The following is a 23,049-nucleotide window of genomic DNA, read 5'->3' as shown; positions in this document are numbered from 1 at the left end:
CTGGGCGTTCAGGACCCGAGCCGTTCGCGGGCGACCCGGTCGAGTGCCTCGGCGAAGGCGGGGATCTCCTCGCGCAGCCGGTGCACCTGGTCGGCGCTGAAGTGGATCATCTCCACCTTGCCGAGGGTGACGATCGAGGCGTTGCGCAGCTTGTTGGTGACGATCGCCCCCTCGCCGACGATGTCGCCCGGTCCGAGCCGGGCGATCTCCTCGCCCTTGCGCCGGACGGCGGCCTCGCCGCTGACGATGATGTAGGCCTTGTCGGCGGGGGTCTTCTCCCAGATGGGGGACCAGTCGGCGGGGACCGTCACGTGGGTGCCGGTGTTCTTGATCGTGTCGACCTCACGGTCGGTCAGCTGGTCGAAGATCGTCATGAGTGGCCTCTCCGTGCTCGTCCCTCCCGCTAACGATCCTTCCGGTCGGTTGGTCACGGTGTCCAGCAGGGTGTTGCGGACGTCACGCCGCGACGAGCTCGTAGCCGGTGAACGCCGCGAGCAGGAGGCAGACCCCCGCGCCGACGTAGTGCAGGGTGTGCAGCGGTACGACGCGCAGCAGCGCGCGACCGATCAGTACGGCGAGGCCGCTGACCGCCAGCAGCGCGCCCAGGGCGCCGACGAACACGCTCACCGGGTCCTCGTAGCGGGCCACCAGGGTGAGCGTCAGCAGCTGCGACAGGTCGCCCCACTCGGCCGCGAACAGCACCAGGAAGCTGGCGCCGACGGCCCTGAGGCCGGACGCGTCGCCCGCCCGGGCGGCGTACTCGTCCCCACTGTCGAGGTGGTGGCTGCGGCCCTGCCGGAACAGGACCACCGCACCGGCCAGGAACATCAGCAGCGCCAGGACCCGGACCGCGTCGGTCGGCAGGAAGGACGCCGCGTGCCCCAGGCCGACCGCGACCAGGGTCTGCACCGTGAACGCGAGACCGACGCCGAGCCAGACCAGCACCGGCCGGAACTTGGTCGCGAGCACGAGCGTGGCGATGAACGTCTTGTCGGGCAGCTCCACGACGAAGATCGCGCCGAAGGTCAGCGCGACGACGAGGGGATCCATCAGTGGTCGAGCCGGTCGGGTGCCGCCGGGTAGACGCCCAGCACCTTCACGTCATGGGTGAAGAACGCAAGCTCCTCGAGGGCCCGGGCGACCCCCGGGTCGGCGGGATGACCGTCGACCTCGGCGAGGAACTGGGTGGCCGTGAACTGCCCGTCGACCATGTAGCTCTCGAGCTTGGTCATGTTCACGCCGTTGGTGGCGAAGCCCCCCAGTGCCTTGTAGAGGGCGGCCGGGAGGTTCCGGACGTTGAACACGAACGACGTCACGACCGGTCCGCGGCCGGCCGGTGCCTCGACGTAGTCACGGGAGAGGACGACGAAGCGGGTGGTGTTGTGGTCCTCGTCCTCGACGTCCTCGCGCAGGATGTCGAGGCCGTAGATCTCGGCAGCGAGAGGCGGGGCGATCGCGGCCTGGGTGGGGTCGCCGAGCTCGGCGATCTCGCGGGCGGCCCCCGCCGTGTCGCCGGAGACGACGGGGGTCAGCCCCAGCTCGCGGACCACCTTGCGGCACTGGCCGAGCGCGTGCACGTGGCTGTGCACGGTGCGGATCGTGTCGACGGTCGCGCCGGGGAGCGCCATCAGGGAGAACTGGATGCGCAGGAAGTGCTCGCCCACGATGTGCAGCGAGGACTCCGGCAGGAAGTGGTGGATGTCGGCGACCCGGCCCGCCAGCGAGTTGTCGATCGGGATCAGCGCCAGGTGGGCGTCGCCGCCCTCGACGGCCGCGAACACGTCCTCGAAGGAGGCGCACGCGACCGCCTCGTGGTCGGGGTGGTGGCGCTGGCACACCAGGTGGGAGTTGCTGCCCGGCTCGCCCTGGTAGGCGATGCGGCGGACGTCGACGGCACTCACCGCGCCATTTTCCCATGCCACCCACGCGCCGCCGACGTACGCCCGGCTCGCGGTCATAGGGTCGGCACGTGTCGATCGTGTCCGTGCTCGCCGCCCTCGCCCTCGTCGTCGCCGTGCTGGCGCTGGTGCTCGCGGTGGTCGGGCTGCGCCGTACGCGGCGTACGCGCGGGACGGGCGCCGAGGCGCTCCCCGAGGACGTCCGCGGCCTGCGGCAGGAGGTCGCGGCGCTGAAGCGCGAGACCGGGGACGCCCTGCGGCACCTCGCCGTCGTGCGCTACGACGCCTTCGGCGACATGGGCGGCCACCTCTCCTGGTCGCTCGCCCTGCTCGACGACGGCGGCAACGGCGTCGTCATGACCTCGATCCACGGCCGCTCCGAGGCCCGGACCTACGCCAAGAACATCGCCACCTGGTCCTGCGAGCAGCAGCTCTCCCCCGAGGAGGAGGAGGCGATCACCCACGCCCGCCCCACCCCCCGTTGAGATGGGCTTCCCTCGGGGTCGAGTTGGGCGTGCCTCCCGAGCGAGGCCCAACTCGAGGGCGAGCGAGGCCCAACTCGACGTCAGCGGGGGACGCGGACCAGCAGTCGGCCGTGCAGGCACTCCATGTGGAGCTCCTTGCCCGGGCCGATCGCGTCGCCGTCGAGCTGGCGGGGGGTGTCGGCGGAGCAACGGAGGTCGACCGTGGCCCCGACCTTGCGGTCGACCAGCTCGTCGGTGTGCTTGCGCTTGAGCAGCACCCGCCAGGCCAGCGGGATCCAGGCGAAGAAGTTGCGCGGGTGCAGGATCACGACATCGAGCTGCCCGTCGTCGATGGCCGCGTCGGGCAGCAGCGGCATCCCCGCTTGCAGGAAGCCCACGTTGCCGACCACGACGGTCCGGGCGCGGTGCCGGGTGTACTCGCCGCCGTCGACCGAGATCTCGATCCGCTGGGCGGGGAACATCAGCGACTTGACGCCGGAGAGCACGTAGGCGACCCAGCCGATCCTCTTCTTGATGTCCTCGTTGACGCCCTCCATGATCGCGGCGTCGAACCCCATGCCGGCCATCACCATGAAGTGCGTGTCGTCCGGTACGCCGTCGCCCTCGACCCGCACCAGGTCGATCGCCCGGTCCTGACCGTTGAGCGCCACGTCGATGGCCGAGCGGATGTACAGAGGGATGGCGAGGTTGCGCGCGAGGAGGTTGCCGGTGCCGGCCGGGACGATCCCCACCGGGATGCCCGTGCCGGCCAGCTCGGCGCACACCTCGCGGACCGTCCCGTCGCCACCGCACACCAGCACCAGATCGGCGCCGCCGACCGACGCGGCCTCGGCCATGCCGGTCCCGGGGTCCTCGACGGTCGTGTAGTGCCAGGTGGGGGGCGACCAGCCGGACTCGGCCGCCATCGTGGTCACGATCGCGCGAAACTGCCCGACGTCCTCGACCTTCACCGGGTTGAGGACGACGGCGAGCTTCTTCTCGGTCGCGAACACCTCGGGCAGCGGCTCTGCCTTCTCGGCGTGCCCGCGCGGCACCGGGTCGACGAGGACCAGCCCGAGCAGCACCATGCCGACCCCCAGCAGCGAGCCGGCGAGGACGTCGGTCGGGAAGTGCCGTCCCAGCAGGACCCGGTCGAGGCAGACCACCAGCCACGCCACGACCAGCAGCGCGGTGACGGTACGCCGCATCGACGAGCGCCGCACGAAGATCCGGGTCAGCACGACCAGCACCCCGGCGAACGCGGCCACCGACGAGGCATGGCCCGACGGGAAGGAGTGGGTGGTGAGCAGGTCGACCGACGACTGCCACTCCGGCCGGCTGCGGGTGAGCGCCAGCTTGACCAGCGTCGTCACCAGGGCTGTCGCCGACATCACCGCGGCGACGTACAGGGCGGCGCGGGTGTGGCGACGCCACAGCAGCAGGGCCACGACGACCACGGTCAGGACGGTCATGCCGATGGTTGCCGTCGCGACCTCGAACCAACCCAGCACCATGACCAGGACGTCGTGCTCGTCGGCCCAGTCCTCGGCCGCCCGCCCCAGGTCGTCCAGGCCCGACAGTGGGGCCCGGTCGCGCGCGACCAGCAGCGCCAGCACGCCGAACAGCACGAAGCAGGCGGCGGACCAGGCGAGGGTCAGGCGACGGGGGCGGTCGAGCACGCGGCCCAGTATGACGACGCGTCGGGCGTCTCCACGGGTCGACCATCCCGACGGGTGACCGGGCGCCCCACCGACTAGCCTGACGACATGATCGACCCGCGCATCCTCCGCGACGACCCGGACCGCGTCCGTGCTGCCCAGGCCAAGCGCGGGCTGTCCGACGACGTGGTCGACCGGGCGATCTCCGCGGACACCGCGCGGCGCCAGGCGATCGCCGACTTCGAGGCCCGCCGGGCCGAGCAGAAGCAGCGCGGCAAGGACGTCGCCCGCGCGGAGGGTGAGGAGAAGCAGGCGCTGCTCGCCGAGGTGAAGGAGCTCGCCGCCGAGGTGAAGCGGCTCGAGGCCGCCCAGGCCTCCGCGGAGGCGGAGTGGCGCGAGGTGCTGCTGGAGATCCCCAACCTCGCCGCCGACGAGGCGCCCGCCGGGGGTGAGGACGACTTCGTCGTGCTCGAGACCGTCGGCACCCCGCCCGAGTTCGACTTCGAGCCGCGCGACCACGTCGAGCTGGGCCGGATGCTCGGCGCCATCGACATCGAGCGGGGGGCGAAGGTCTCCGGCTCGCGGTTCTACTTCCTGACGGGGATCGGTGCCCAGCTGGAGTTCGCGCTGCTCAACATGGCGATGGACCAGGCCCGGGCGAGCGGCTTCATGCAGGTCGTGCCGCCGTCGCTGGTCAAGCCGCGCGCGATGGAGGGCACCGGGTTCCTCGGGCAGGCCGCCGACGACGTCTACCGGATCGAGGGGCAGGACCTCTACCTGGTCGGGACCTCGGAGGTGCCGCTCGCGGCCTACCACTCCGACGAGATCCTCGACGTCTCGTCGTTGCCGCGGCGCTACGCGGCGTTCAGCCCGTGCTTCCGGAAGGAGGCAGGCTCCCACGGCAAGGACACCCGCGGCATCTTCCGGGTCCACTGGTTCGACAAGGTCGAGATGTTCGTCTACACGACGATCGAGGAGTCCTTCGCCGAGCACCAGCGGCTGCTGGCGTGGGAGAAGGAGTTCATGGACAAGCTGGAGCTGGCCTACCGCGTGATCGACGTGGCCGCGGGCGACCTCGGCCTGTCCGCGCAGCGCAAGTTCGACATCGAGGCCTGGATCGCCTCGCAGGGCCGCTACCGCGAGCTCACCTCGACCTCGAACTGCACCGACTTCCAGACCCGCCGGCTCGACACCCGCGGCCGCGACGCCGAGGGCGGCACGGGCCCGGTCGCGACCCTCAACGGCACCCTCTGCTCCACCAACCGGCCGATCATCGCGCTCCTCGAGAGCCACCAGCAGGCCGACGGCTCGGTCCGGGTCCCCGAGGCGCTGCGGCCCTACCTCGGCGGGCTCGAGGTCCTGAAGCCCTTCGAGACGGTCGCGGAGCGACCTCCTCAGGGACCTCCGGAGTGAGAGTGAGCGGCTGGCAGCCGGGGCTGGTCGCCCTCGACATCGACGGCACCCTGCTCAAGTGGGTCGAGGGGGTCGGGACGACCTACGAGCAGATCCCCGACCTGACCCGTGACGTCGTACGCCGCGCCTACGACGCCGGCGCCCACATCGTGCTCGCCAGCGGCCGCTCGCCCCACGGCATGACCCGGATCGCCGAGCTGCTGGGGCTGCCCGACGAGGGCGCCGACCGGCTGTGGGCCGTGGCCTCCAACGGCGCGGTGGCCTTCCGGTACCCGCCCGTCGAGGTCGTGCACGAGGAGGTGTTCGACGCCCGTCCGGCGGTCGAGGCGGTGCTCCGCGAGCGCCCCGGTGCCCTGGTCGCGGTCGAGGAGCGGGGCGTCGGGTACCGCGTCAACCGGCCGTTCCCGACCGGCGAGCTGTCGGGCGAGCTGATCCAGACCGACGTCGCCGACCTGGTGGCCGACCACGTCAGCCGCGTCATCATCCGCGACCCGGAGGCGACGGCGGACGACTTCGTCGAGCTGGGGCGACGGCTGGGGCTGCACGGCACCGACTACGTCGTCGGCTGGACCGCGTGGCTCGACCTGTCCCCGGTCGGGGTCTCGAAGGCCTCCGGCCTGGCCCTGGTCGCCGAGAAGGTCGGCGTCGCGCAGGCCGACGTCCTGGCCATCGGCGACGGTCGCAACGACATCGAGATGCTGCGCTGGGCGGGGCGGGGAGTGGCGATGGGCCAGTCCGTCGAGGAGGTCCGGGCCGCCGCCGACCACGTCACGGACACCGTCTGGGACGACGGCGCCGTCTCCGAGCTCACCCGCTGGTTCCCCGCGTGAGCGAGACCTTCGGCTTCACCGCGCCGCTGTGGCGGTGGGCAGCGCGGCAGGAGACGGCCGACCCGTCCGCCTGGTGCTTCGTCACGCTGCCCCGAGACGTGAGCGACGAGCTGCGGCTGGTGGCCGGCGAACCGCGTGGCTTCGGCTCGGTCCCGGTGCGCGTCGAGGTCGGGACCTCCCGCTGGGAGACCAGCGTGTTCCCCGACGCCGAGTCCGGCTGCTTCGTGCTGCCGGTCAAGAAGGCGGTGCGGCAGGCCCACGGCGTCGAGGAGGGCGACGAGCTCACGGTCACCCTGGAGGTGCGCGGATGAGGCTCCCCGAGCGGATCGAGACCGCGCGGCTCCGGCTGGTCCCGGTCACGGTCGACGACGCCGCCGACATGCGGGCCGGGCGGCGCCAGGACCGCTGGCACCGCGACTACCCGCGGCCCGACGACGTCGACGCCGCGTCCCTGGTCCACGCCGGCGACACCGACCACTGGGGCCCACGGCACGTCGTGCTGGGCCACCAGGCGGTCGGGTCCATCGGCTGCTACGGCCTCCCGGAGGACGGTGAGACCGAGGTGGGGTTCGGCCTGGTCCCCGAGGCCCGCGGACAGGGTGTGGCGACCGAGGCGCTGCGCGGCCTGCTGGCGGCGACCGACGCGGTCGGCGTACGGCTGCGGGCGAGTGTCGTCCCTGACAACGCCGCCAGCCTGCGGGTGCTGGCGCGGTGCGGCTTCAGCGAGCTGCGGGGCAGCACCGACGCGGGCGAGCTGGTGATGGCCCGCCCGCTGCCGCGGGGCTGACGTGCGCGCGCCCCGGCTCGTCGCGACCGACCTCGACGGCACCCTCCTGCGGACCGACGGCTCGCTCTCGGACCGCAGCCGCGACGTGCTCGCCGAGCTGGACGGTCGCGGCGTCCCGGTGGTGATCGTGACCGGCCGCCCGATGCGCTGGCTCTCCGCCCTGCGGCCGGTCGTCGGCCGGCACGGCCTGGCGATCGTGTCCAACGGCGCCGCCGTCTACGACGTGGCCGCCGACGAGGCCCACGACGTCCGCGGCATCGAGGTGGCGGTGGGGGCCGAGCTGGCACGCCGGATCGAGGAGCACCTCCCGGGAGCCACCTTCGCGGTCGAGACCGTGGCGGGGATCTCGATCGCGCCCGGGTTCCTCGAGACCGAGCGGATCCCCGAGGGCAGCAGCGTGGCCTCCGTCGGCGAGCTGTGGAGCGCGCCGGCCCTCAAGCTGCTGGTCCGCCACCCCGACGCGGACCACGAGCGGTTGCGCGAGCGGGTGGAGCACGCGGTGGGCGACCTCGCCACCCCGACCTGGTCGATGGAGGGGCTGGTCGAGATCAGCGCGACCGGGGTCACCAAGGCCTCCGCGCTGGCCGCGCTCGCCGAGCGGCTGGGCGTGGACGACTCCGACACGGTCGCCTTCGGCGACATGCCGAACGACGTACCGATGCTCCGCTGGGCCGGCACGTCGTACGCCGTCGCCAACGCCCACCCGGACGTGCTCGACGCGGCCGACCGGCAGGCGCCCGCGAACGACGAGGACGGCGTCGCCGCCGTGCTCGCCGACCTGTTCGGGCTCTGACCGAGCCTCGGAGCCGGCGGTGGCTGGTCCACCGTTCGGCGTGCGGAAACGGTGGACCACCCACCGCTGCCCCGCGTCCGCCCGCCGGACCCCTCAGCGCCGCCCGACGAGCTCCGCCTGCTGCTCCAGCCACTCGTAGCCCGACGCCCCGACTGGCCTGCCGTCCGCCGGATCTGTGACCATGGCTCGCGTGTCCCGCCGGATCCGACGAGCCCTGATGGCGCTGCTGCTCGCGTGCGCCGGGCTGGTGCTGCTCCCGGCCGCCGCGCAGGCGTGCTCGTGCCAGGTCCCGTCGGTCCCCCAGGCCTCCAGGAAGGCCGACGTCGTGTTCACCGGTCAGATGCTCGGCCAGCAGCGCAACGGTCGCGAGCTCGACCTCGCCTTCGACGTCGACCTCATCTACAAGGGCGAGGTCTCCTCGGACGCGGTCGACGTCGTCTCGCCGACCGACAGCTGCGGCCTGAAGCTGAACCAGGACCAGGACTACCTGGTCTTCGCCCGTGACGACCGCTCCCGGCTGGTGTCCGAGGAGTGCTACGGCACGACCCGGGCGCGGTCCGGCACCTTGACCCAGGTCGAGAAGGCGCTCGGCCCGGGGGAGGCCTACCAACCCCCCGAGCCCGAACCGGTCGAGCCCACCTACACCCGGGTGCAGTCCGACGACACGCCGCCCGAGTTCGTGCGGATCGCCGCGCCCGGTGCCGCCATGGTCCTGGTCGGTCTGCTGGGCTGGATCGTCGTACGCCGGCGCGCCTGAGCGGCCACCGCGTCAGCGGTGACTCCTGCACCGTGGTGCCGTCAGGAAGGGTGCGGCACCCACCGCCGGCCCGTCGTCAGAGGTACATGCCGCCGGAGTCACCCTGCCCCGGCGGGCGCTGCTGCTGGCCGGGGACACCTGGCGCGCCGGGCTGCGGCGGGGTCATGCCGGCGGGCAGCTGGCGGCGCATCTGCTCCAGCTGGGCGCGGGCAGCCACCTGCTGGGCGTAGATCGCGGTCTGGATGCCGTGGAAGAGCCCCTCGAGCCAGCCGACCAGCTGGGCCTGGGCGATGCGCAGCTCACCCTCGGAGGGCACCGAGTCGTCGGTGAACGGCAGGGAGAGGCGCTCGAGCTCCTCGACCAGCTCCGGCGCCAGCCCGCTCTCGAGCTCGGCGATCGAGGCGTGGTGGATCTCCTTGAGCCGGCTGCGGCTGGCCTCGTCGAGCGGCGCGGCCTTCACTTCCTCGAGCAGCTGGCGGATCATGCTGCCGATCCGCATCACCTTCGCCGGCTGCTCGACCAGGTCGCTGATGCCGCGAGCCTCCTCGCCCCCGGACTCCTCACCGTCGCCCGCCGTCGCGGCGGCGATGACGCTGGCGGGGACCGAGCCCACCGGCTGCCCGTCGGGGCCGACGACCACGACGTGCTGCTCCTGCCCGGAGGACTCCGACGACTGCTCGCTCATGGGCCAACCCTACGGGTCACGTCGTGAGAAGGAGCTTGCCGACGTGGTCGCTGGCCTCCATCGCGCGGTGGGCGTCGGCGGCCCGGTCGAGCGGGAACGTCTCGTGCACGACCGGCCGGACCCTGCCGTCGGCCACCAGGGGCCACACGTGCTCGACGACGGCCGCGCAGATCGCGGCCTTGCCCGCCACGGGCCGGGCTCGCAGGGCGGTGGCCACCACGGCGCCGCGCTTGCGCAGCAGCGCGCCGAGGTCGAGCTCACCCGTGCTGCCGCCCTGCATCCCGATCACGACCAGCCGGCCCTCGGTGGCGAGGACGTCGACGTTGCGGGGCAGGTACGCCGCTCCCATGTTGTCGAGCACCACGTCGGCGCCGTGGCCGCCGGTGGCCTCCCGCACCACCTCGACGAAGTCCTGCTCCCGGTAGTTGATCGTGGTCTCCGCACCGAGCTCTGCGCACACCTCGAGCTTGGCCGCGGAGCCGGCGGTGGTGTGGACGTGGGCACCCAGCGCGGTGGCCAGCTGGATCGCGAAGGTGCCGATGCCGCCGGCGCCGCCGTGCACCAGCAGGTGCTCCCCGGGTTGCAGCCCGGCGACCATGAACACGTTGGACCACACGGTGCAGGCCACCTCGGGGAGCGCCGCCGCGGTGACCAGGTCGACCCCGTCGGGGAGCGGCATGACCTGTCCCTCCGGCACGACCACCTGCTCGGCGTACCCGCCGCCCGCGAGCAGCGCGCACACCTCGTCACCGACCGACCACCGGTCGACGCCCTCGCCGACCGCGGCGACGGTTCCGCTGCACTCCAGCCCCAGCACGTCCGACGCGCCCGGCGGGGGCGGGTAGTGGCCCTGGCGCTGCAGCAGGTCGGCGCGGTTGACCGCCGTCGCCGCCACCCGCAGCAGCACCTCACCGGGACCGGGCTCGGGGTCGGGGACCTCGCCCAGCGAGAGGACCTCGGGTCCGCCGGCACCGTCGGCGACGACCGCCCTCATCCGTGGCTCCTGCCCGCCGTCATGCGCCCTCGTAGGCGTCGTCGCTGTGGTCGACCCCGCTGTCGTCGGGCACCTCGTCGTCGACGTCGTCGGGGTCGGGAGCGTCCGCCGGACGGTCCCAGCCGTCGGCCAGCGCCTGGGCCCGTGCGGCCAGCTTCTCGATCTCGGCGGGTCCCGCACCCTGCTGCCCGGCAGCGAATCCGAGGAGGTACGTCGTGATCGGCGCGGCGACCTTGGTCACGTCATGAGCCGCGGTCCGCGCGAGGTCGAGCACCAGGGCCTCGTCGACCTCGGTCTCGACGTCGAGCGCGTCGCACAGCTCGTCGATCCAGTCGTGGAGGTTCACGGGTCCAGCGTGTCCACTGACACCGCGACCCGCAACCCCGGGCCGCCCAGCGGTCCGCGGCTCACCGCGGCAGGTCGCGCAGGTCCCGCCAGGTGTCGACGCCGCGTGCCTCGTCCGCCTCGGCGGTGACGTCGGCGAGGTCGAGCCCGGCGAGCAGGGCGCCGACGGACGCGCCGTGCGGGTCGTCGGGCGAGGCGGCGTCCAGCGCGGCGGTCCGCAGCAGCAGCACCAGGCGCCGCCGGCCGTCGGGGCCGACGAGCGCGGCGCCGTCCGGGCCGTCGGCCTCGATCAGTCGGCGGACCGTCAAGGCGGTGACGAACGGCATGTCGACCGCGAGCACGACCACCGCGTCGGGGGTGCGGGCCAGGGCGCCGCGACCGGTCACGAGGCCCGCGACCGGGCCGCCGAGCGGCGGGTCCTCACGGACGAAGGTCACCGGCCGGCTGGTCGGGACCGGGTCCCCCACCACCACGACCTCGGCGGCGGCCCCGGTGGCGGCGAGCGCGTGCTCGAGGAACGTCGCGCCGGCGTGCTCGAGCGACGCCTTGTCGGCGCCGTCGAGCCGGGCGGCGGTGCCGCCCGCGAGGATCACGGCCGCGAGGTCCACACGGGCAGTCTCCCAGCCGCACCCACGGGGCGGGGTGGCACTCTGGGACCGTGACGTTGCGCGTGGCCCTGGTCCAGCAGGCCTCCGGCCTGGAGCCCGAGGACAACCGACGGCTGCTCCGGGAGCTGACGCCGGACGACGCCGACCTGGTGGTGTTCCCGGAGGCGTTCGCCCGCGACTTCGGCAGTCCCGGCTCCGACGTGAGCGGTCACGCCGAGCCGGTCGACGGCCCGTTCGGCCGCGAGGTGGAACGGGTCGCGGAGGCCCGCGCGACGACGGTGCTGGCCGGGATGTTCGAGGTGTCCGACGACCGCGACCGGCCCTTCAACACGCTGCTCCTGCGCGGCCGCGCGTACGCCGACTACCGCAAGGTCCACCTCTACGACTCCTTCGGCTACCGCGAGTCCGACCGGCTCAGCGCCGGCCCGGTGTCGGCCGTGACCGCCCCCCTCGGCGACCTGACCCTGGGGCTGATGACCTGCTACGACCTGCGCTTCCCCGAGCAGGCGCGCGCCCTGGTCGACGCCGGCGCCGAGGTGCTGGTGGCGCCGTCGGCCTGGGTCGCGGGCGAGCGCAAGGTCGACCACTGGCGCACCCTGTTGCGGGCCCGGGCGATCGAGAACGTCGCGTACGTCGTCGCGGCTGCCCAGCCCGGGCCCCGCTACTCGGGGCACTCGATGGTCGTCGACCCGTTCGGCGAGGTCGTCGTCGAGGCGGGCGAGGACGAGGCGACCGTGCTGCACGCGACCCTGGACCCGGCGCTGGTCGAGGAGGCCCGCAGGACCAACCCCTCGCTCGCCAACCGCCGCAGGTAGCCTTCGCCGTCGTGGCCCGGAGCACCCCTCGACGACGCGCGGAGAAGCCGCGGCGGTGGTCGCGGCGGAAGTCTCCTGCCCCGGCCGCGGCCCGATCCGGGCCCTCCCGCATCGTCGCTGCTCCGCCGCCCCCCGTCCCAGCTCCCGCACCGGACCCCTCGACGGAGCCGGCGCCGACCCCGGTTCCGTCGACTCCGGCACCACCACCGGCGAGGGACCCCGCGCCGCCGACGGAACCGGTCATCCAGCCGCCGCCCGAGCCGACGTCGCCGAGCCGGGTCCGGGTCCGGGCCTGGGCCACGCTGTGGCTCCTGCTCACCCTCGCGGGCGCCGCGGCCCTGGGCGCCGGCGTCGTCGGCTGGGGGCCCGAGATCCTGCCCGAGGCCGGGGCGGTCGTGGTCGCGGCGACGTACGTCTGGGCCCTGGCCGCCCGCACCGGCGGCCGACCGGTGGTCTTCGGGCTGCTCACGCTGGCGGTGGGGGGCGCGATCCTGCTCACCGACCGCGAGCTGCTGCGCAACGGCGGGGCGGTCATGGTGTGCGCGATCTCGGCCATCCTCGCGGTGGTGGCGACGGTGCCGGCGGTGAAGACGCGCACCGCCGTCCGCGAGGTGCTCGTGGCGATGGTCGTCGCGGCGCTCGGCGGGCTGGCGGCCGCCGGGCTCCAGCCGAGCATCGACTTCGCCCGCTTCGAGTACCTCACCCTCGGCATGGCGCTCTTCGGCGGCTTGGTGGTCGTCTACCGGCTGGGGGCGGGCCTGCACGGCCTCGGCCGGCGCGGCCTGCTCCTCGTCCTCGTCGGTGGCGTCGTGCTGGCCCTGACCCTCGCGTACGGCGAGCTGCTCCGCCGCTACGGCACCCCGGCGCTGGTGGAGAACGTCAACGACGGCATCTTCTGGCTCCGTGACCACGCCGGCGCGTCGCCGCGACCGATCGTCGCCGTGCTCGGCATCCCCGCGCTGATGTGGGGGGTCCACATGCGGGCGCGGCGCCGCCAGGGCTGGTGGGTGTGCGTGTTCGGCGTCGTCGCGACCGCGCCCGTGGCGCAGGCGTTCCTGCAGCCGTCGGTGTCCTTGGAGGAGTGGAGCCTCGCCCTCGGGTACGGCGTCCTCGTCGGGCTGGTGCTCGGCCTCGTGCTGATCCGGGTCGACGTCGCCCTCACCGGTGGTCGCAGCAGCCGCGGACGGCGTGGCCGCCGGGCCGAGGAGGCCGCCGCGCTGCGGCCGGAGCCGTCCCGGATCGACTCCCTGCTGTGAGGACCGGCCGGTGGCGCGGTACGCACCGGTAACGGATAGCGTCGGCCCCATGCCGAGGGCCCAGGAGATCGAGATCGTCGCCGAGATGGTCGCCAACGTGATGACCGTCTACGTCGCCCCGGGCGACACGGTCGCCCCCGGCGACACGGTCGTGCTGCTGGAGTCGATGAAGATGGAGATCCCCGTGGTCTCCGAGCACGGCGGCACCGTCACCGGCCTCTGGGTCGGCCCCGGCGACGTCGTCCAGGACGGCGACGTACTGCTGTCGCTGGGAGCCTGAGCCACCACCACCCGTAGACTCCGCGGGTGCCGCCGGGGCGTGCTCCGACGGCTCGGAGGGGTGCCGGAGTGGCCGATCGGAACCGCCTTGAAAGCGGTCGCTGGCAGAGATGTCAGCCGCGGGTTCGAATCCCGCCCCCTCTGCCCGAGCCCCCTGTCCGGTGGTTGAGGAGGTTGCTCTGCAACCGTCTCGAAACCACCGTGACCGGAGCAGCGGTCGCGCGACTGCTGGGCGGTCGCGGGCGGACCGGTTGGGTCAGGGGTGGTTTCGAGACGGGCCTTGGCGGCCCTCCTCAACCACCGGCGAAGCCCCGGTCACGTTCTCGGTGGTTGAGGAGGTTGCTCTGCAACCGTCTCGAAACCACCGTGACCGGAGGAGCCGCCACGCGACTGCTGGGCGGTCGCGGGCGGACCGGTCGGGTCAGGGCTGGTTTCGACGGGCCTTGGCGGCCCTCCTCAACCACCGGTGAAGCGTCCTCCCTGCCCGTCGGAGGACGCGGTCACACTCCGGTGGTTGAGGAGGTTGCTCTGCAACCGTCTCGAAACCACCATGACCGGAGCAGCGGCCACGCGACTTCCGGCGGTCGCGGGCGGACCGTTTCTGTCAGGGGTGGTTTCGAGACGGGCCTTGACGGCCCTCCTCAACCACCGGTGAGGCTTCTACTCGGAGCCGCCGAGCTCCAGCTGCACCGAGTCCCACTGCAGGTCGCGGGCGCGGCGGCGGTGCCGGTCGACGTCGCCCCGCAGCCGGGTCACCTCGGCCCGGGCGACCGCCTCGCTCGCCGTCTGCACCACGTCGCGCAGCGCGGCGACCCGCCGCAGCAGCAGGGTGCGCTCCCGGGTCGCGCGCGCCTCACGGGCGGCCAGCCACCCGTCGTACGCCGCAGGCGACTCGGCCACGAGCAGGTCGCGGAGGCCGGAGAGCGTCCGGCGGAGCTCGGCGCGCCACGCCTGACCGGCGGACGCAGGGGCACCGAGCGGGTCGGGCTGGAGGTTCGACGCGGCTAGGCTCATGGTGGGCTCCGAGGGAGTTCGGCCCGACAGGAACTTCGAGTGTGAACCCGCGACCCGATCCACCACAACCCCGTTCGGCGGCCTCTTCCGGCCATGCGGGAGGATCGGTGCCCATGTCGTCCGGTTATCGGCTCGCACCGGCGCTGGCCGCCCGCCTGGTGGGACTCGCACTGGTGCTGCTGGCACTCCTCGTCCTCGCCGGCACGGTGCTGATCGCCGTTCTCGGCGGCCCGCCGACGCTGCTGCTGGCGATCGGCGCGGGTGCCCTCGTGGTCGTCGTGGCCCTGGTGGTCCCGCTCCGGCAGGTGCGCGTCGTCCAGCTGGACGACGCGGGCTACCGGGTACGGATGGTCCGCGGTGCCGGCGTGCGGTCGGCCCGCTGGGACCAGGTCGAGGACGCCGTGGCGGCCAGCCCGCACGGGGTCGACTGCGTGGTGCTGCGGCTGAAGGACGGTCGCACGACCAGCATCCCGGTGGCGGCCGTCGGCGCCCCGCGCGAGGAGTTCGTGGCCGACCTGAGGGCCCACCTGCGGCGCGGGGAGGGACTCCGCCCGCTCTGAGGCCGCGGGGGCCGCTCGATTCGGCGTCGCCCGGCGTGACCGGTAGCCTGACCTGCGCCGTCCGGGCCGCGAGGATCCGGCGGTGGAGGAGGCGTCGCCTAGTCCGGTCTATGGCGCCCGCCTGCTAAGCGGGTTGAGGGCAAACCCCTCTCGCGGGTTCAAATCCCGCCGCCTCCGCGCGTAGGGTCGGCGCGGGCTCATCCAGAGGGGTGAGCCCCGCGGCCGCCTCTGGCGCTTGCATGAAAGTGCAATGCACAGAAATGGCCCACGCATCGGCTGCCGTCGAGCGGCACGGCCACCGAGACTGGAAACGCCTCACACCCCCGAGGCGAGTGAAGCAACCCACATGTGGAGTGAGAATCGAATGAAGATCGCCAAGAAGGTAGCCACTGCGCTGGTCGCGGCTGTACTGTCCCTCGGTCTTCTCGGGAGCACGGCGGGCACCGCGACCGCCGACACCAGCTGGGGCAAGGGCGTCGCCATCCCCTGACGTACCACCCGCTGACACGAGCCACCATTCCGGCGTGAGACGGGACCACGAGTCCCCCCAAGACAGCTGGTCAGAGGGCCGTCCCCCGGCCCCTCCGTCTCCGCCACACGAGGGCAGTGACCCGGTCACTGCCCTCGTGCTCTGCCCGGAGCGGGTCAGTCGTCGGGGTCGGAGTCGGGGCGCTCCCGGCCCGACACGCCCTGGGTGCCCATGACGTACCCGAGCTGGAACCGGGTCTCCGCCTCGTACTCCTGCTTCAGGTCGGCGACGTACCCGGCGTAGGTCCGCGGGCTCACGCCCAGCCGCTTGGCGCTGACCGGGTCGGCGTGTCCCTCGATCAGCATCCGGATCGTCATCGCCCGCTGCTCCACGGCGATGTCGCGCAACATCCCGGAGTCGCGGCTGGTGAAGGGCCGCCCCCGCTCCCAGGCGCGCTCGAAGACGTCGACGAGGTAGTCGACCACCGAGGGCTCGCGGATCACCACGGCGGTGTCGAGGTCCTGCTCCTTGCCGGGGATCACCGCGATCCGGTGGTCGAAGACGATCATCCGGTTGAAGAACTCGTCGAGGGTCCGCACCTCGGCGCCGCGCTCGGTGACCTCGGCGACGTAGTCGGTCGTGATCGCGCTGCGTCGGGCGCTGTGCTGGTAGAGGGTGCGCATCCGGGTGCCGCGCTCGAGCATCGCCGTGTCGCGTACGGCGGCGGCCGCGAGCGTCTCGGCGTCGCGCCCGGCCTGAGGCTGGGCGGTCAGCACCTCGTCCTCGCACTCCTCGACCAGCCCGGCGATGTAGGAGTCGATCCGGGAGCGGCCGGTCCCGTCGGCGTCGTCGTGGAGGATCATGATCGAGCTCTCGGAGCTGGCGGGCGCGCGCTTGAAGGCCTGCGCCACCGGCGTGAACGCCTGCACCCACCGGGATGACTCGAGGAGCAGCCGCGAGCCCTCGTTGCCGAGCGGGGAGACGATCCGCGACTGCACGGTCACCGGGTCGACCGGCAGGAAGCGGGTGGAGCCGCGGTCGGTCGTCAGCAGCCCCAGCTCGACCAGCAGGTCGAACGCCGGGCGCTCGGCCGCCCCTTCGACGACGCGGGGGTCGTCGGCGTCGATGCCGCCCGCGTCGACGACGTCCTCGTAGAGGGCGGTCGCGACGGACTCGAACAGGGCGCGGTCGTCGGGACCGAGCTCACGCACCTGCCACCCCTCTTTCCGCCTCCCCCGCGCGTCCGTCTGGAGAGGGTACCGGTGGTCAGTGACCCAGGCGCGCCCTGAGGCCGTCCAGCTCGGTCCACAGCACGGCGGGGAGCTGGTCGCCGAAGCCCTCGAACCACTCCTGGATCTGCGGCAGCTCGGCTGCCCACTCCTCGGGGTCGACGCGCAGCGCCGCGGCGAGCCGGTCGTCACCGATGTCGAGGCCCTCGGTGTCGAGGTCGCCCGGCGCCGGCACGTGGCCGATCGGGGTCTCGGTCGCGGCGGCCCGGCCGTCGATCCGCTCGACGATCCACTTCAGGACCCGGCTGTTCTCGCCGAAGCCGGGCCACAGGAAGCCCCCCTGGTCGTCCCGGCGGAACCAGTTGACGTAGAAGATCCGTGGCAGCCTGGACGCGTCGTTGTCCTTGCCGACGTTGATCCAGTGGGTGAAGTAGTCGCCTGCGTGGTAGCCGATGAACGGCAGCATCGCCATCGGGTCGCGGCGGACCACGCCGACCTGGCCGACGGCCGCGGCCGTGGTCTCGCTGGACAGGGTGGCGCCCAGGAACGTGCCGTGGGTCCAGTCGCGGGCCTCGAAGACGAGCGGGACGGTGGTCTTGCGGCGGCCACCGAACAGGATCGCGTCGATCGGGACGCCGCGAGGGTCGTCGTACTCCGGGGCGAGGATGTCGCACTGGGTGATCGGCGTGCAGTAGCGGCTGTTGGGGTGGCTGGAGAGCTCGTCGCTCGCCGGGGTCCAGGGCTGGCCCTTCCACGAGGTGGCGCTCGCCGGCGGGTTCTCGAGGCCCTCCCACCAGATGTCGCCGTCGTCGGTGAGCGCGACGTTGGTGAAGACCGAGTTGCCCTGGTTGATGGTCCTCATCGCGTTGGGGTTGGTGTGCTCGTTGGTGCCGGGCGCGACGCCGAAGAAGCCGTACTCGGGGTTGACGGCCCACAGCCGGCCGTCGTCGCCGATCCGCATCCAGGCGATGTCGTCGCCGAGGGTCTCGACCTTCCAGCCCGGGATCGTGGGCTCGAGCATGGCGAGGTTGGTCTTGCCGCACGCCGACGGGAACGCGGCCGCGACGTACTTCACGACGCCCTCGGGGCTGGTGAGCTTGAGGATCAGCATGTGCTCGGCGAGCCAGCCCTCGTCGCGGGCCATCACGCTGGCGATGCGGAGTGCGTAGCACTTCTTGCCGAGCAGGGCGTTGCCGCCGTAGCCGGAGCCGAAGGACCAGATGGCGCGCTCCTCGGGGAACTGCACGATGTACTTGGTGTCGTTGCACGGCCAGGCGACGTCGGCCTGGCCCTCCTCCAGCGGCATGCCGACGGAGTGGAGGCACGGCACGAACGGCGCCTCGAGCTCGGTCATGCGCTGCAGCACGTGGCTGCCCATGCGGGCCATGACGCGCATGCTGACCGTGACGTACGCCGAGTCGGTGAGCTCGATGCCGAACATCGGCTTCTCGGCCTCGAGGTGTCCCATCACGAACGGGATGACGTACATGGTGCGGCCGCGCATGCAGCCGGCGTACAGCCCGCGCATGATCTCCTTCATCTGCGCGGGGTCCATCCAGTTGTTGGTGGGGCCGCAGTCCTTCTCGTCGACCGAGCAGATGTAGGTCCGGTCCTCGACGCGCGCGACGTCGGTCGGGTCGGAGGCCGCGTGGAAGCTGTTCGGCTTCTTCGCGGGGTCGAGCCGGGTGAAGGTGCCGGTCGCCTCGAGGGCGCGGGTGAGCTCGTCCCACTCCTCCTCGGAGCCGGTGCACCAGTGGATGCGGTCGGGCTGGGTCAGCTCGGCGACCTCGGCGACGAAGTCGAGGATCCCCTGGTGCGTGGTCGGGGCGCCTGTGCCTGACTGGCTGGTGATGGTGGCGGTCATGCAGCTCTCTCTCCGGAGGTTGAGGTGCGAGCGAAGCGAGCCTCGAGACCTCGCGACGCAGAGGAGATCGCACGGCATCGTTGGCGGCGACGGATTGCGCGGGAGGCTACCGGCGTCCGTCCTGCGCACCTATTGGATCGATCTACGAACGCCGCCTCCGGTCCCGGGCACACCCCGCGGGGGTGTCCTGCCTATGCTGCGGCCATGGAGGGTGCGCCGCTGCGGGTCGCCGTGGTCAACGACTACGAGATCGTGGTGCTCGGGATCGGGGCCGTCCTCGAGCGCTTCCCGGACCGGGTGCGGGTGGTCGAGCTCGACAGCGGGCTGCCGCTGGAGTCCGAGGTCGACCTGGTCCTCTACGACTCCTTCGGTCAGGCGCAGGGAGCGGCCATCGACGTCGCCTCCCTGGTGGGGCCGACCAGGGCCAAGGTCGTGATCTTCAGCTGGAACACGCAGACCGAGCTGGTCGAGCAGTCGCTCGCCGCCGGCGCGGCCGGCTACATCTCCAAGAGCGTGTCCGGCGAGGAGCTGGTCAAGCTGCTCGAGGCGGTGCACGCGGGGGAGACCGTGGTGCCCGCGGTGGAGGACGTCGAGGGGACCTTCGGGAGCTGGCCCGGCGACGACCACGGCCTCACCCCGCGTGAGGCCGAGGTGCTGGCGCTGATCTGCCAAGGCCTGAGCAACCAGGAGATCACCGAGCGCGCCTTCCTCAGCATCAACACGGTCAAGAGCTACGTGCGCACCCTCTACCAGAAGATCGGCGTCGACAGCCGTACCCGGGCGGTGCTGTGGGGCATCGACCACGGCTTCCGGCCCGACCGGGTGCGGCACCTGATGCCTCCCGGTTCCTGAACGGACGAATGCACACCTTCGGGGGTGCTGCCGTCCGGCCGCCGCTGGTTGTGTAGGCGTCGGCGGTCTTGGCGCCCGCCGGCGCGGGGCGTCCCCCAGGGCTCACGCAGTCCGATCGGGGAGGGACGCCCTGCGCCTTCTCGGCGAAGGAGGCGCATGCAACCCCACGAGGTGCGGATCGGGCGGGAGGGCCCGCGCGACGCGCGCGTGACCGACGCCGTACGGCGACTGGCCGGGGACGGCCGGTACCGCCGTCCGGGCTGCTGGCCCGACGCCGCCCGCGACCTCGGCGCGGTGCTGCCCCCACCGGGTCGCGGTCGCACCGGTGAGCGCTGGTCCGTGCTCGCCACGCTGGGGGCCCACGACCTCCAGCTGGCCCGCGCGGTGGAGCCGCACGTCGACGCGCTCGCGATCCTCGAGGAGGCGGACGCCGCCGGGCACGACGGCGTCCCGGTCCCCGGCGCCACGTGGGGCGTGTACGCCGCCGAGGGCCCGGGCGTCCGGGTGGACGCCACCCCGGTCGGCGCCGGCTGGCGGCTGTCGGGCACCAAGCCCTGGTGCTCCCTGGCGGACAGGCTGTCCCACGCCCTGGTCACGGCCTGGGTGGACGACGAGCAGCGTGGCCTGTTCGCGGTCGAGCTGACGGCGCGGGGGGTCGGGACCTCGGCACCGGACGAGTGGAGCGCGCGGGGGCTGCGCGACGTCGTCAGCCTCCCGGTGACGCTGACCGACGTACCTGCACGGCCGATCGGGCCGCCGGGCTGGTACCTCGCCCGCGACGGCTTCGCCTGGGGCGGCCTCGGGGTCGCCGCGGTCTGGTACGGCGGTGCGGTCGGGCTGGCGCGGCGACTGGCCCAGCCGCGGTCCCGCCCCCGCGACCAGGTCGCGCACCTCCTGCTCGGGGAGGTCGACCAGCGGCTCGCCGCTGCCCGTGCGGTGCTGCACCGCGCCGCCGCCGACGTCGACGCCGGGTGTGCCGCGGGTGTCGCAGGTGCGCTGCTCGCCCACCGAGCCCGAGCGGTGGTCGCGTCCTCCTGCGAGGCGGTGCTCACGGCCGTCGACCACGACCTCGGTCCCGGGCCTCTGGTGGGCGAACCCGACCACGCCGCCCGGGTGGCCGACCTGCGGCTCTACCTGCGCCAGCACCACGCGGAGCGGGACCTGGCCGAGCTCGGCCGGCTGGTCGCGGAGCAGGGCCACCCGTGGTGAGGCCCCAGCCCGTCGACTTCCGGCACGACGTCGCCGGCACTCCGGCGGCCGCGTGGGACCCGATCGTCGAGGGACTGCCCCGCCGCGACGTGCTCGTCGACGGAGCCGGCGTACCGGTCGAGCGGGTGGTCGTGGTCTCGGCCCACCCCGACGACGAGACGCTCGGCGCGGGTGGGCTGCTCGCGCGCGCCTCGCACGGCTCCGAGGCCGGGATCTCCGTGATCGCCCTGACGTCGGGGGAGGGCAGCCACCCCGGCTCGCCGACGAACTCGCGCGACATGCTGGCCGCTCGCCGACGCCGGGAGGGACGTGAGGCGCTCGAGCAGCTCGGGCGCGGGATCACGCTCGAGTACTGGCGCCTCGCCGACGGTGGGGTCGCCGCGGTCGAGCAGGCGTGCGTGGAGAGGCTGACAGACCACGTGGGCGACGGCCGCCGCACCCTCCTGGTGGCGCCGTGGCGGCACGACGGGCATCCCGACCACGAGGCGGCGGGCCGGGCGGCGGCCGCTGCAGCGGTGCGGACCGGGGCGCGACTGCTGGAGTACCCCGTCTGGGCGTGGCACTGGCTCACGCCCGACCCGGGCGACTGGACCACGGCGGTGGCGCTGCCCCTGGACCGACGAGAGCTGCAGCGCAAGCAGCACGCGACTGCCTGTCACCGGAGCCAGGTCGCGCCACTCTCGGAGCTCCCCGGGGACGAGACGCTGCTCGGACCCGACGTGCTCGCGCACTTCGCCCGGCCCGTCGAGGTCTTCCTCGCCGAGCCTGCGGACGACCCCGCCCTCGACCGGTTGCACGTCGGCGGCGCCGAGCCGTGGGGAGCCGACGTGCGGTGGTACGAGGAGCGCAAGCGGGCCCTGACGCTCGCCGTCCTCCCGCGGCGACGCTTCGACCGGGTGCTCGACGTCGGCTGCTCGACCGGCGTGACCACCCGGGCGCTCGCGGAGCGGTGCCGCCGCCTGGTCGCCGTGGACCGCAGCGCTGCCGCGGTCCGCACCAGCCGGCAGCGGCTGGCCGACCTCGAGCACGTCTCCGTCGAGCAGCGGCAGCTGCCCGAGGAGTGGCCCGACGGCTCCTTCGACCTGGTCGTCGTCAGCGAGGTCGGCTACTTCCTGTCGCCCGCCGCGCTCGACCGGCTCGTCGAGCGGGTCGTCGGCAGCCTCGCGCCGTCCGGGGTCGTGCTCCTGTGCCACTGGCGGCACCCCGTCGTCGGGTGGGTGCTCGACGGGGAGACGGTCCACGGCGCGTTCGGGGCCGCTGTGCCCGGCGAGCGGTTGGCGTCGTACGACGACCGCGACGTGTCCATCCTGCTGCTCGGCCCCGGCGACCAGATGCCCGACCCGCTCTGGTGAGCGCCGTCTCCCGGGTGCTCGTCGTGGTGCCTGCCCACGACGAGGAGGCCGTCCTCGGCCAGTGCCTGCAGCAGGTGGCGACAGCTGCCGGCGCCGTACGGCCTGCCGCGACGGTGCGGACCGTGGTCGTGCTCGACCACTGCTCCGACCGCAGCGCGTCCGTCGCCGCCCGACACGACGTGGAGGTGGTCGAGTGTCATGCCCGCAACGTCGGGAGGGCGCGCGCCCTCGGGGTGGCGGCCGCGGCCCGCGACGTGCTCGACGACGCCGCGACCTGGGTCGCCACCACCGACGCCGACAGCCGGGTCGGCCCGAGCTGGCTGCTCGACCACCTGGCCGCGGCCGCCGCCGGGTACGACGCCCTGCTGGGGCGCGTGCACCCCGACCCCGCTGACCTGCTGCCCGCCGTCCTGCGCGAGTGGCACCGTCGGCACCCGCGGATCGGCCACCACGTCCACGGCGCCAACCTCGGCGTCCGGCTGGCGGCGTACCGGGCCGTCGGCGGCTTCCGGGCCCTGGCCAGCGGTGAGGACGTCGCGCTCGTCCGCGCCCTCCGCGACGCCGGTGCACCGGTGGCTTCGGGCGGCACCCCCGTCGTCAGCTCCGGCCGCTCCAGGGCCCGTGCGCCGGACGGTTTCGCCGCCTATCTGAGGGCGCTCGCCCACGAGGTGGCTCCCGCCGAGAGCCCGGATGCCGATTCGGTCGCCCTCCGACCCGTCGGCTATCCTCGTCCAGTCGCTCGCCCGGTCACGGTCGACGACGGGCGCCCGTAGCTCAACGGATAGAGCATCTGACTACGGATCAGAAGGTTTGGGGTTCGAATCCCTACGGGCGCGCGGGGTGCGATGTCCCGCGACACCGTTGGCAGGTGTTGCGGGACATCGTTGCATTTCAGGGCTTCTTGAGGCGTCGGCCTTT

At 73.3% G+C, this 23,049-nt stretch carries 27 protein-coding genes and 3 tRNA genes; 19 read left to right on the top strand and 11 right to left on the bottom strand.

Going from position 1 to position 23,049, the window contains the following annotated elements:
• Nucleotides 1-8: 8 nt before the first annotated feature.
• The 3 genes from ACQ1X7_RS08690 to ACQ1X7_RS08680 all read right to left on the bottom strand — a co-directional run bounded on the left by ACQ1X7_RS08690 (nt 9) and on the right by ACQ1X7_RS08680 (nt 1,901).
• Nucleotides 9-374 carry a Crp/Fnr family transcriptional regulator gene (locus ACQ1X7_RS08690; RefSeq protein WP_432477784.1) on the bottom strand — a complete coding sequence of 122 codons (366 nt, stop codon included), beginning with the start codon at nt 372-374 and terminating at the stop codon, nt 9-11.
• 82 nt (nt 375-456) lie between these two features.
• A complete protein-coding gene (locus tag ACQ1X7_RS08685; protein ID WP_432477783.1) occupies nt 457-1,050 on the bottom strand; it encodes a TMEM165/GDT1 family protein in 594 nt (197 codons plus the stop codon).
• Nucleotides 1,050-1,901: a prephenate dehydratase gene (locus ACQ1X7_RS08680; RefSeq protein WP_432477782.1), complete on the bottom strand. Its 852-nt coding sequence runs from the start codon at nt 1,899-1,901 to the stop codon at nt 1,050-1,052. The genes ACQ1X7_RS08685 and ACQ1X7_RS08680 overlap by 1 nt, the downstream gene beginning before the upstream one ends.
• A 68-nt stretch (nt 1,902-1,969) precedes the next feature.
• On the opposite strand from ACQ1X7_RS08680, the gene ACQ1X7_RS08675 reads away from it, so the two are divergent.
• On the top strand, nt 1,970-2,383 hold the full coding sequence (locus tag ACQ1X7_RS08675) for a DUF4446 family protein (protein ID WP_432477781.1): 414 nt from the start codon (nt 1,970-1,972) through the stop codon (nt 2,381-2,383).
• A gap of 80 nt (nt 2,384-2,463) precedes the next feature.
• Here ACQ1X7_RS08675 and ACQ1X7_RS08670 read toward each other — a convergent pair whose 3' ends face one another.
• Nucleotides 2,464-4,041, bottom strand: a complete 1,578-nt coding sequence (locus ACQ1X7_RS08670) for a diacylglycerol kinase family protein (RefSeq protein ID WP_432477780.1) — start codon at nt 4,039-4,041, stop codon at nt 2,464-2,466.
• Nucleotides 4,042-4,128: 87 nt separating this feature from the next.
• Between ACQ1X7_RS08670 and serS the strand changes: the two genes are divergently transcribed.
• The 6 genes from serS (at nt 4,129) to ACQ1X7_RS08640 (ending at nt 8,600) form a co-directional block, all read left to right on the top strand.
• Nucleotides 4,129-5,433 carry a serine--tRNA ligase gene (gene serS, locus ACQ1X7_RS08665; protein ID WP_432477779.1) on the top strand — a complete coding sequence of 435 codons (1,305 nt, stop codon included), beginning with the start codon at nt 4,129-4,131 and terminating at the stop codon, nt 5,431-5,433.
• Nucleotides 5,434-5,435: 2 nt separating this feature from the next.
• Complete coding sequence (locus ACQ1X7_RS08660; protein WP_432477778.1) at nt 5,436-6,263, top strand: HAD family hydrolase; 828 nt, start codon at nt 5,436-5,438, stop codon at nt 6,261-6,263.
• Nucleotides 6,260-6,574, top strand: coding sequence for a DUF1905 domain-containing protein (locus tag ACQ1X7_RS08655; protein WP_432477777.1), 315 nt, complete (start codon nt 6,260-6,262; stop codon nt 6,572-6,574). Before ACQ1X7_RS08660 ends, ACQ1X7_RS08655 begins: the two co-directional genes overlap by 4 nt.
• Entirely contained in the window at nt 6,571-7,050 is a 480-nt protein-coding gene (locus tag ACQ1X7_RS08650; protein ID WP_432477776.1) for a GNAT family N-acetyltransferase, read from the top strand. The genes ACQ1X7_RS08655 and ACQ1X7_RS08650 overlap by 4 nt, the downstream gene beginning before the upstream one ends.
• A gap of 1 nt (nt 7,051) precedes the next feature.
• On the top strand, nt 7,052-7,843 hold the full coding sequence (locus tag ACQ1X7_RS08645) for an HAD family hydrolase (RefSeq protein WP_432477775.1): 792 nt from the start codon (nt 7,052-7,054) through the stop codon (nt 7,841-7,843).
• Nucleotides 7,844-8,033: 190 nt separating this feature from the next.
• Nucleotides 8,034-8,600, top strand: coding sequence for a hypothetical protein (locus ACQ1X7_RS08640; RefSeq protein WP_432477774.1), 567 nt, complete (start codon nt 8,034-8,036; stop codon nt 8,598-8,600).
• A gap of 76 nt (nt 8,601-8,676) precedes the next feature.
• On the opposite strand, the gene ACQ1X7_RS08635 is transcribed toward ACQ1X7_RS08640, so the two are convergent.
• The 4 genes from ACQ1X7_RS08635 to mobA all read right to left on the bottom strand — a co-directional run bounded on the left by ACQ1X7_RS08635 (nt 8,677) and on the right by mobA (nt 11,232).
• On the bottom strand, nt 8,677-9,285 hold the full coding sequence (locus ACQ1X7_RS08635) for a bacterial proteasome activator family protein (RefSeq protein ID WP_432477773.1): 609 nt from the start codon (nt 9,283-9,285) through the stop codon (nt 8,677-8,679).
• A 16-nt stretch (nt 9,286-9,301) separates the two neighbouring features.
• Entirely contained in the window at nt 9,302-10,279 is a 978-nt protein-coding gene (locus ACQ1X7_RS08630) for an NAD(P)H-quinone oxidoreductase (protein ID WP_432477772.1), read from the bottom strand.
• A 19-nt stretch (nt 10,280-10,298) separates the two neighbouring features.
• Entirely contained in the window at nt 10,299-10,625 is a 327-nt protein-coding gene (locus ACQ1X7_RS08625; RefSeq protein ID WP_432477771.1) for a DUF6457 domain-containing protein, read from the bottom strand.
• Between the two features lie 61 nt (nt 10,626-10,686).
• A complete protein-coding gene (gene mobA / locus ACQ1X7_RS08620; RefSeq protein WP_432477770.1) occupies nt 10,687-11,232 on the bottom strand; it encodes a molybdenum cofactor guanylyltransferase in 546 nt (181 codons plus the stop codon).
• Between the two features lie 50 nt (nt 11,233-11,282).
• On the opposite strand from mobA, the gene ACQ1X7_RS08615 reads away from it, so the two are divergent.
• The 4 genes from ACQ1X7_RS08615 (at nt 11,283) to ACQ1X7_RS08600 (ending at nt 13,726) form a co-directional block, all read left to right on the top strand.
• Nucleotides 11,283-12,047 (top strand): carbon-nitrogen hydrolase family protein, encoded by a 765-nt coding sequence (locus ACQ1X7_RS08615; RefSeq protein WP_432477769.1) that lies wholly within the window; start codon nt 11,283-11,285, stop codon nt 12,045-12,047.
• A gap of 11 nt (nt 12,048-12,058) precedes the next feature.
• Nucleotides 12,059-13,303, top strand: coding sequence for a hypothetical protein (locus ACQ1X7_RS08610; RefSeq protein ID WP_432477768.1), 1,245 nt, complete (start codon nt 12,059-12,061; stop codon nt 13,301-13,303).
• Between the two features lie 49 nt (nt 13,304-13,352).
• Nucleotides 13,353-13,583: a biotin/lipoyl-binding carrier protein gene (locus ACQ1X7_RS08605; RefSeq protein WP_432477767.1), complete on the top strand. Its 231-nt coding sequence runs from the start codon at nt 13,353-13,355 to the stop codon at nt 13,581-13,583.
• Nucleotides 13,584-13,637: 54 nt separating this feature from the next.
• Nucleotides 13,638-13,726 (top strand) — tRNA-Ser (locus ACQ1X7_RS08600).
• A gap of 516 nt (nt 13,727-14,242) precedes the next feature.
• Here the strand turns inward: ACQ1X7_RS08600 and ACQ1X7_RS08595 are convergent.
• Nucleotides 14,243-14,596 carry a hypothetical protein gene (locus tag ACQ1X7_RS08595; protein WP_432477766.1) on the bottom strand — a complete coding sequence of 118 codons (354 nt, stop codon included), beginning with the start codon at nt 14,594-14,596 and terminating at the stop codon, nt 14,243-14,245.
• 113 nt (nt 14,597-14,709) lie between these two features.
• Here ACQ1X7_RS08595 and ACQ1X7_RS08590 point away from each other — a divergent pair, with 113 nt between their 5' ends.
• The 3 genes from ACQ1X7_RS08590 (at nt 14,710) to ACQ1X7_RS08580 (ending at nt 15,646) form a co-directional block, all read left to right on the top strand.
• On the top strand, nt 14,710-15,156 hold the full coding sequence (locus ACQ1X7_RS08590; RefSeq protein WP_432477765.1) for a hypothetical protein: 447 nt from the start codon (nt 14,710-14,712) through the stop codon (nt 15,154-15,156).
• Between the two features lie 87 nt (nt 15,157-15,243).
• A tRNA-Ser gene (locus tag ACQ1X7_RS08585) sits at nt 15,244-15,333 on the top strand.
• A 187-nt stretch (nt 15,334-15,520) separates the two neighbouring features.
• Nucleotides 15,521-15,646: a hypothetical protein gene (locus ACQ1X7_RS08580; protein WP_432477764.1), complete on the top strand. Its 126-nt coding sequence runs from the start codon at nt 15,521-15,523 to the stop codon at nt 15,644-15,646.
• Between the two features lie 155 nt (nt 15,647-15,801).
• Here ACQ1X7_RS08580 and ACQ1X7_RS08575 read toward each other — a convergent pair whose 3' ends face one another.
• Together ACQ1X7_RS08575 and ACQ1X7_RS08570 are read right to left on the bottom strand one after the other, a co-directional pair.
• Nucleotides 15,802-16,836, bottom strand: a complete 1,035-nt coding sequence (locus ACQ1X7_RS08575; RefSeq protein WP_432477763.1) for a LuxR family transcriptional regulator — start codon at nt 16,834-16,836, stop codon at nt 15,802-15,804.
• A gap of 55 nt (nt 16,837-16,891) precedes the next feature.
• Nucleotides 16,892-18,718, bottom strand: coding sequence for a phosphoenolpyruvate carboxykinase (GTP) (locus ACQ1X7_RS08570; protein ID WP_432477762.1), 1,827 nt, complete (start codon nt 18,716-18,718; stop codon nt 16,892-16,894).
• A 204-nt stretch (nt 18,719-18,922) separates the two neighbouring features.
• Between ACQ1X7_RS08570 and ACQ1X7_RS08565 the strand changes: the two genes are divergently transcribed.
• The 5 genes from ACQ1X7_RS08565 to ACQ1X7_RS08545 all read left to right on the top strand — a co-directional run bounded on the left by ACQ1X7_RS08565 (nt 18,923) and on the right by ACQ1X7_RS08545 (nt 22,967).
• Nucleotides 18,923-19,570, top strand: a complete 648-nt coding sequence (locus ACQ1X7_RS08565; RefSeq protein ID WP_432477761.1) for a response regulator transcription factor — start codon at nt 18,923-18,925, stop codon at nt 19,568-19,570.
• A 156-nt stretch (nt 19,571-19,726) separates the two neighbouring features.
• Entirely contained in the window at nt 19,727-20,779 is a 1,053-nt protein-coding gene (locus tag ACQ1X7_RS08560) for an acyl-CoA dehydrogenase (RefSeq protein ID WP_432477760.1), read from the top strand.
• Nucleotides 20,776-22,131 carry a PIG-L family deacetylase gene (locus tag ACQ1X7_RS08555; protein WP_432477759.1) on the top strand — a complete coding sequence of 452 codons (1,356 nt, stop codon included), beginning with the start codon at nt 20,776-20,778 and terminating at the stop codon, nt 22,129-22,131. Before ACQ1X7_RS08560 ends, ACQ1X7_RS08555 begins: the two co-directional genes overlap by 4 nt.
• Entirely contained in the window at nt 22,128-22,904 is a 777-nt protein-coding gene (locus ACQ1X7_RS08550) for a glycosyltransferase (protein ID WP_432477758.1), read from the top strand. Before ACQ1X7_RS08555 ends, ACQ1X7_RS08550 begins: the two co-directional genes overlap by 4 nt.
• Nucleotides 22,895-22,967: transfer RNA gene (locus tag ACQ1X7_RS08545), tRNA-Arg, on the top strand. Before ACQ1X7_RS08550 ends, ACQ1X7_RS08545 begins: the two co-directional genes overlap by 10 nt.
• The last annotated feature ends 82 nt before the right edge of the window (nt 22,968-23,049 follow it).

Source organism: Nocardioides sp. GXQ0305 (assembly GCF_050880345.1).
Classification (GTDB): Bacteria; Actinomycetota; Actinomycetes; order Propionibacteriales; family Nocardioidaceae; genus Nocardioides.
Note: the sequence above shows the minus strand (reverse complement) of the source record. Positions and strands in the feature narration are given on the sequence as shown.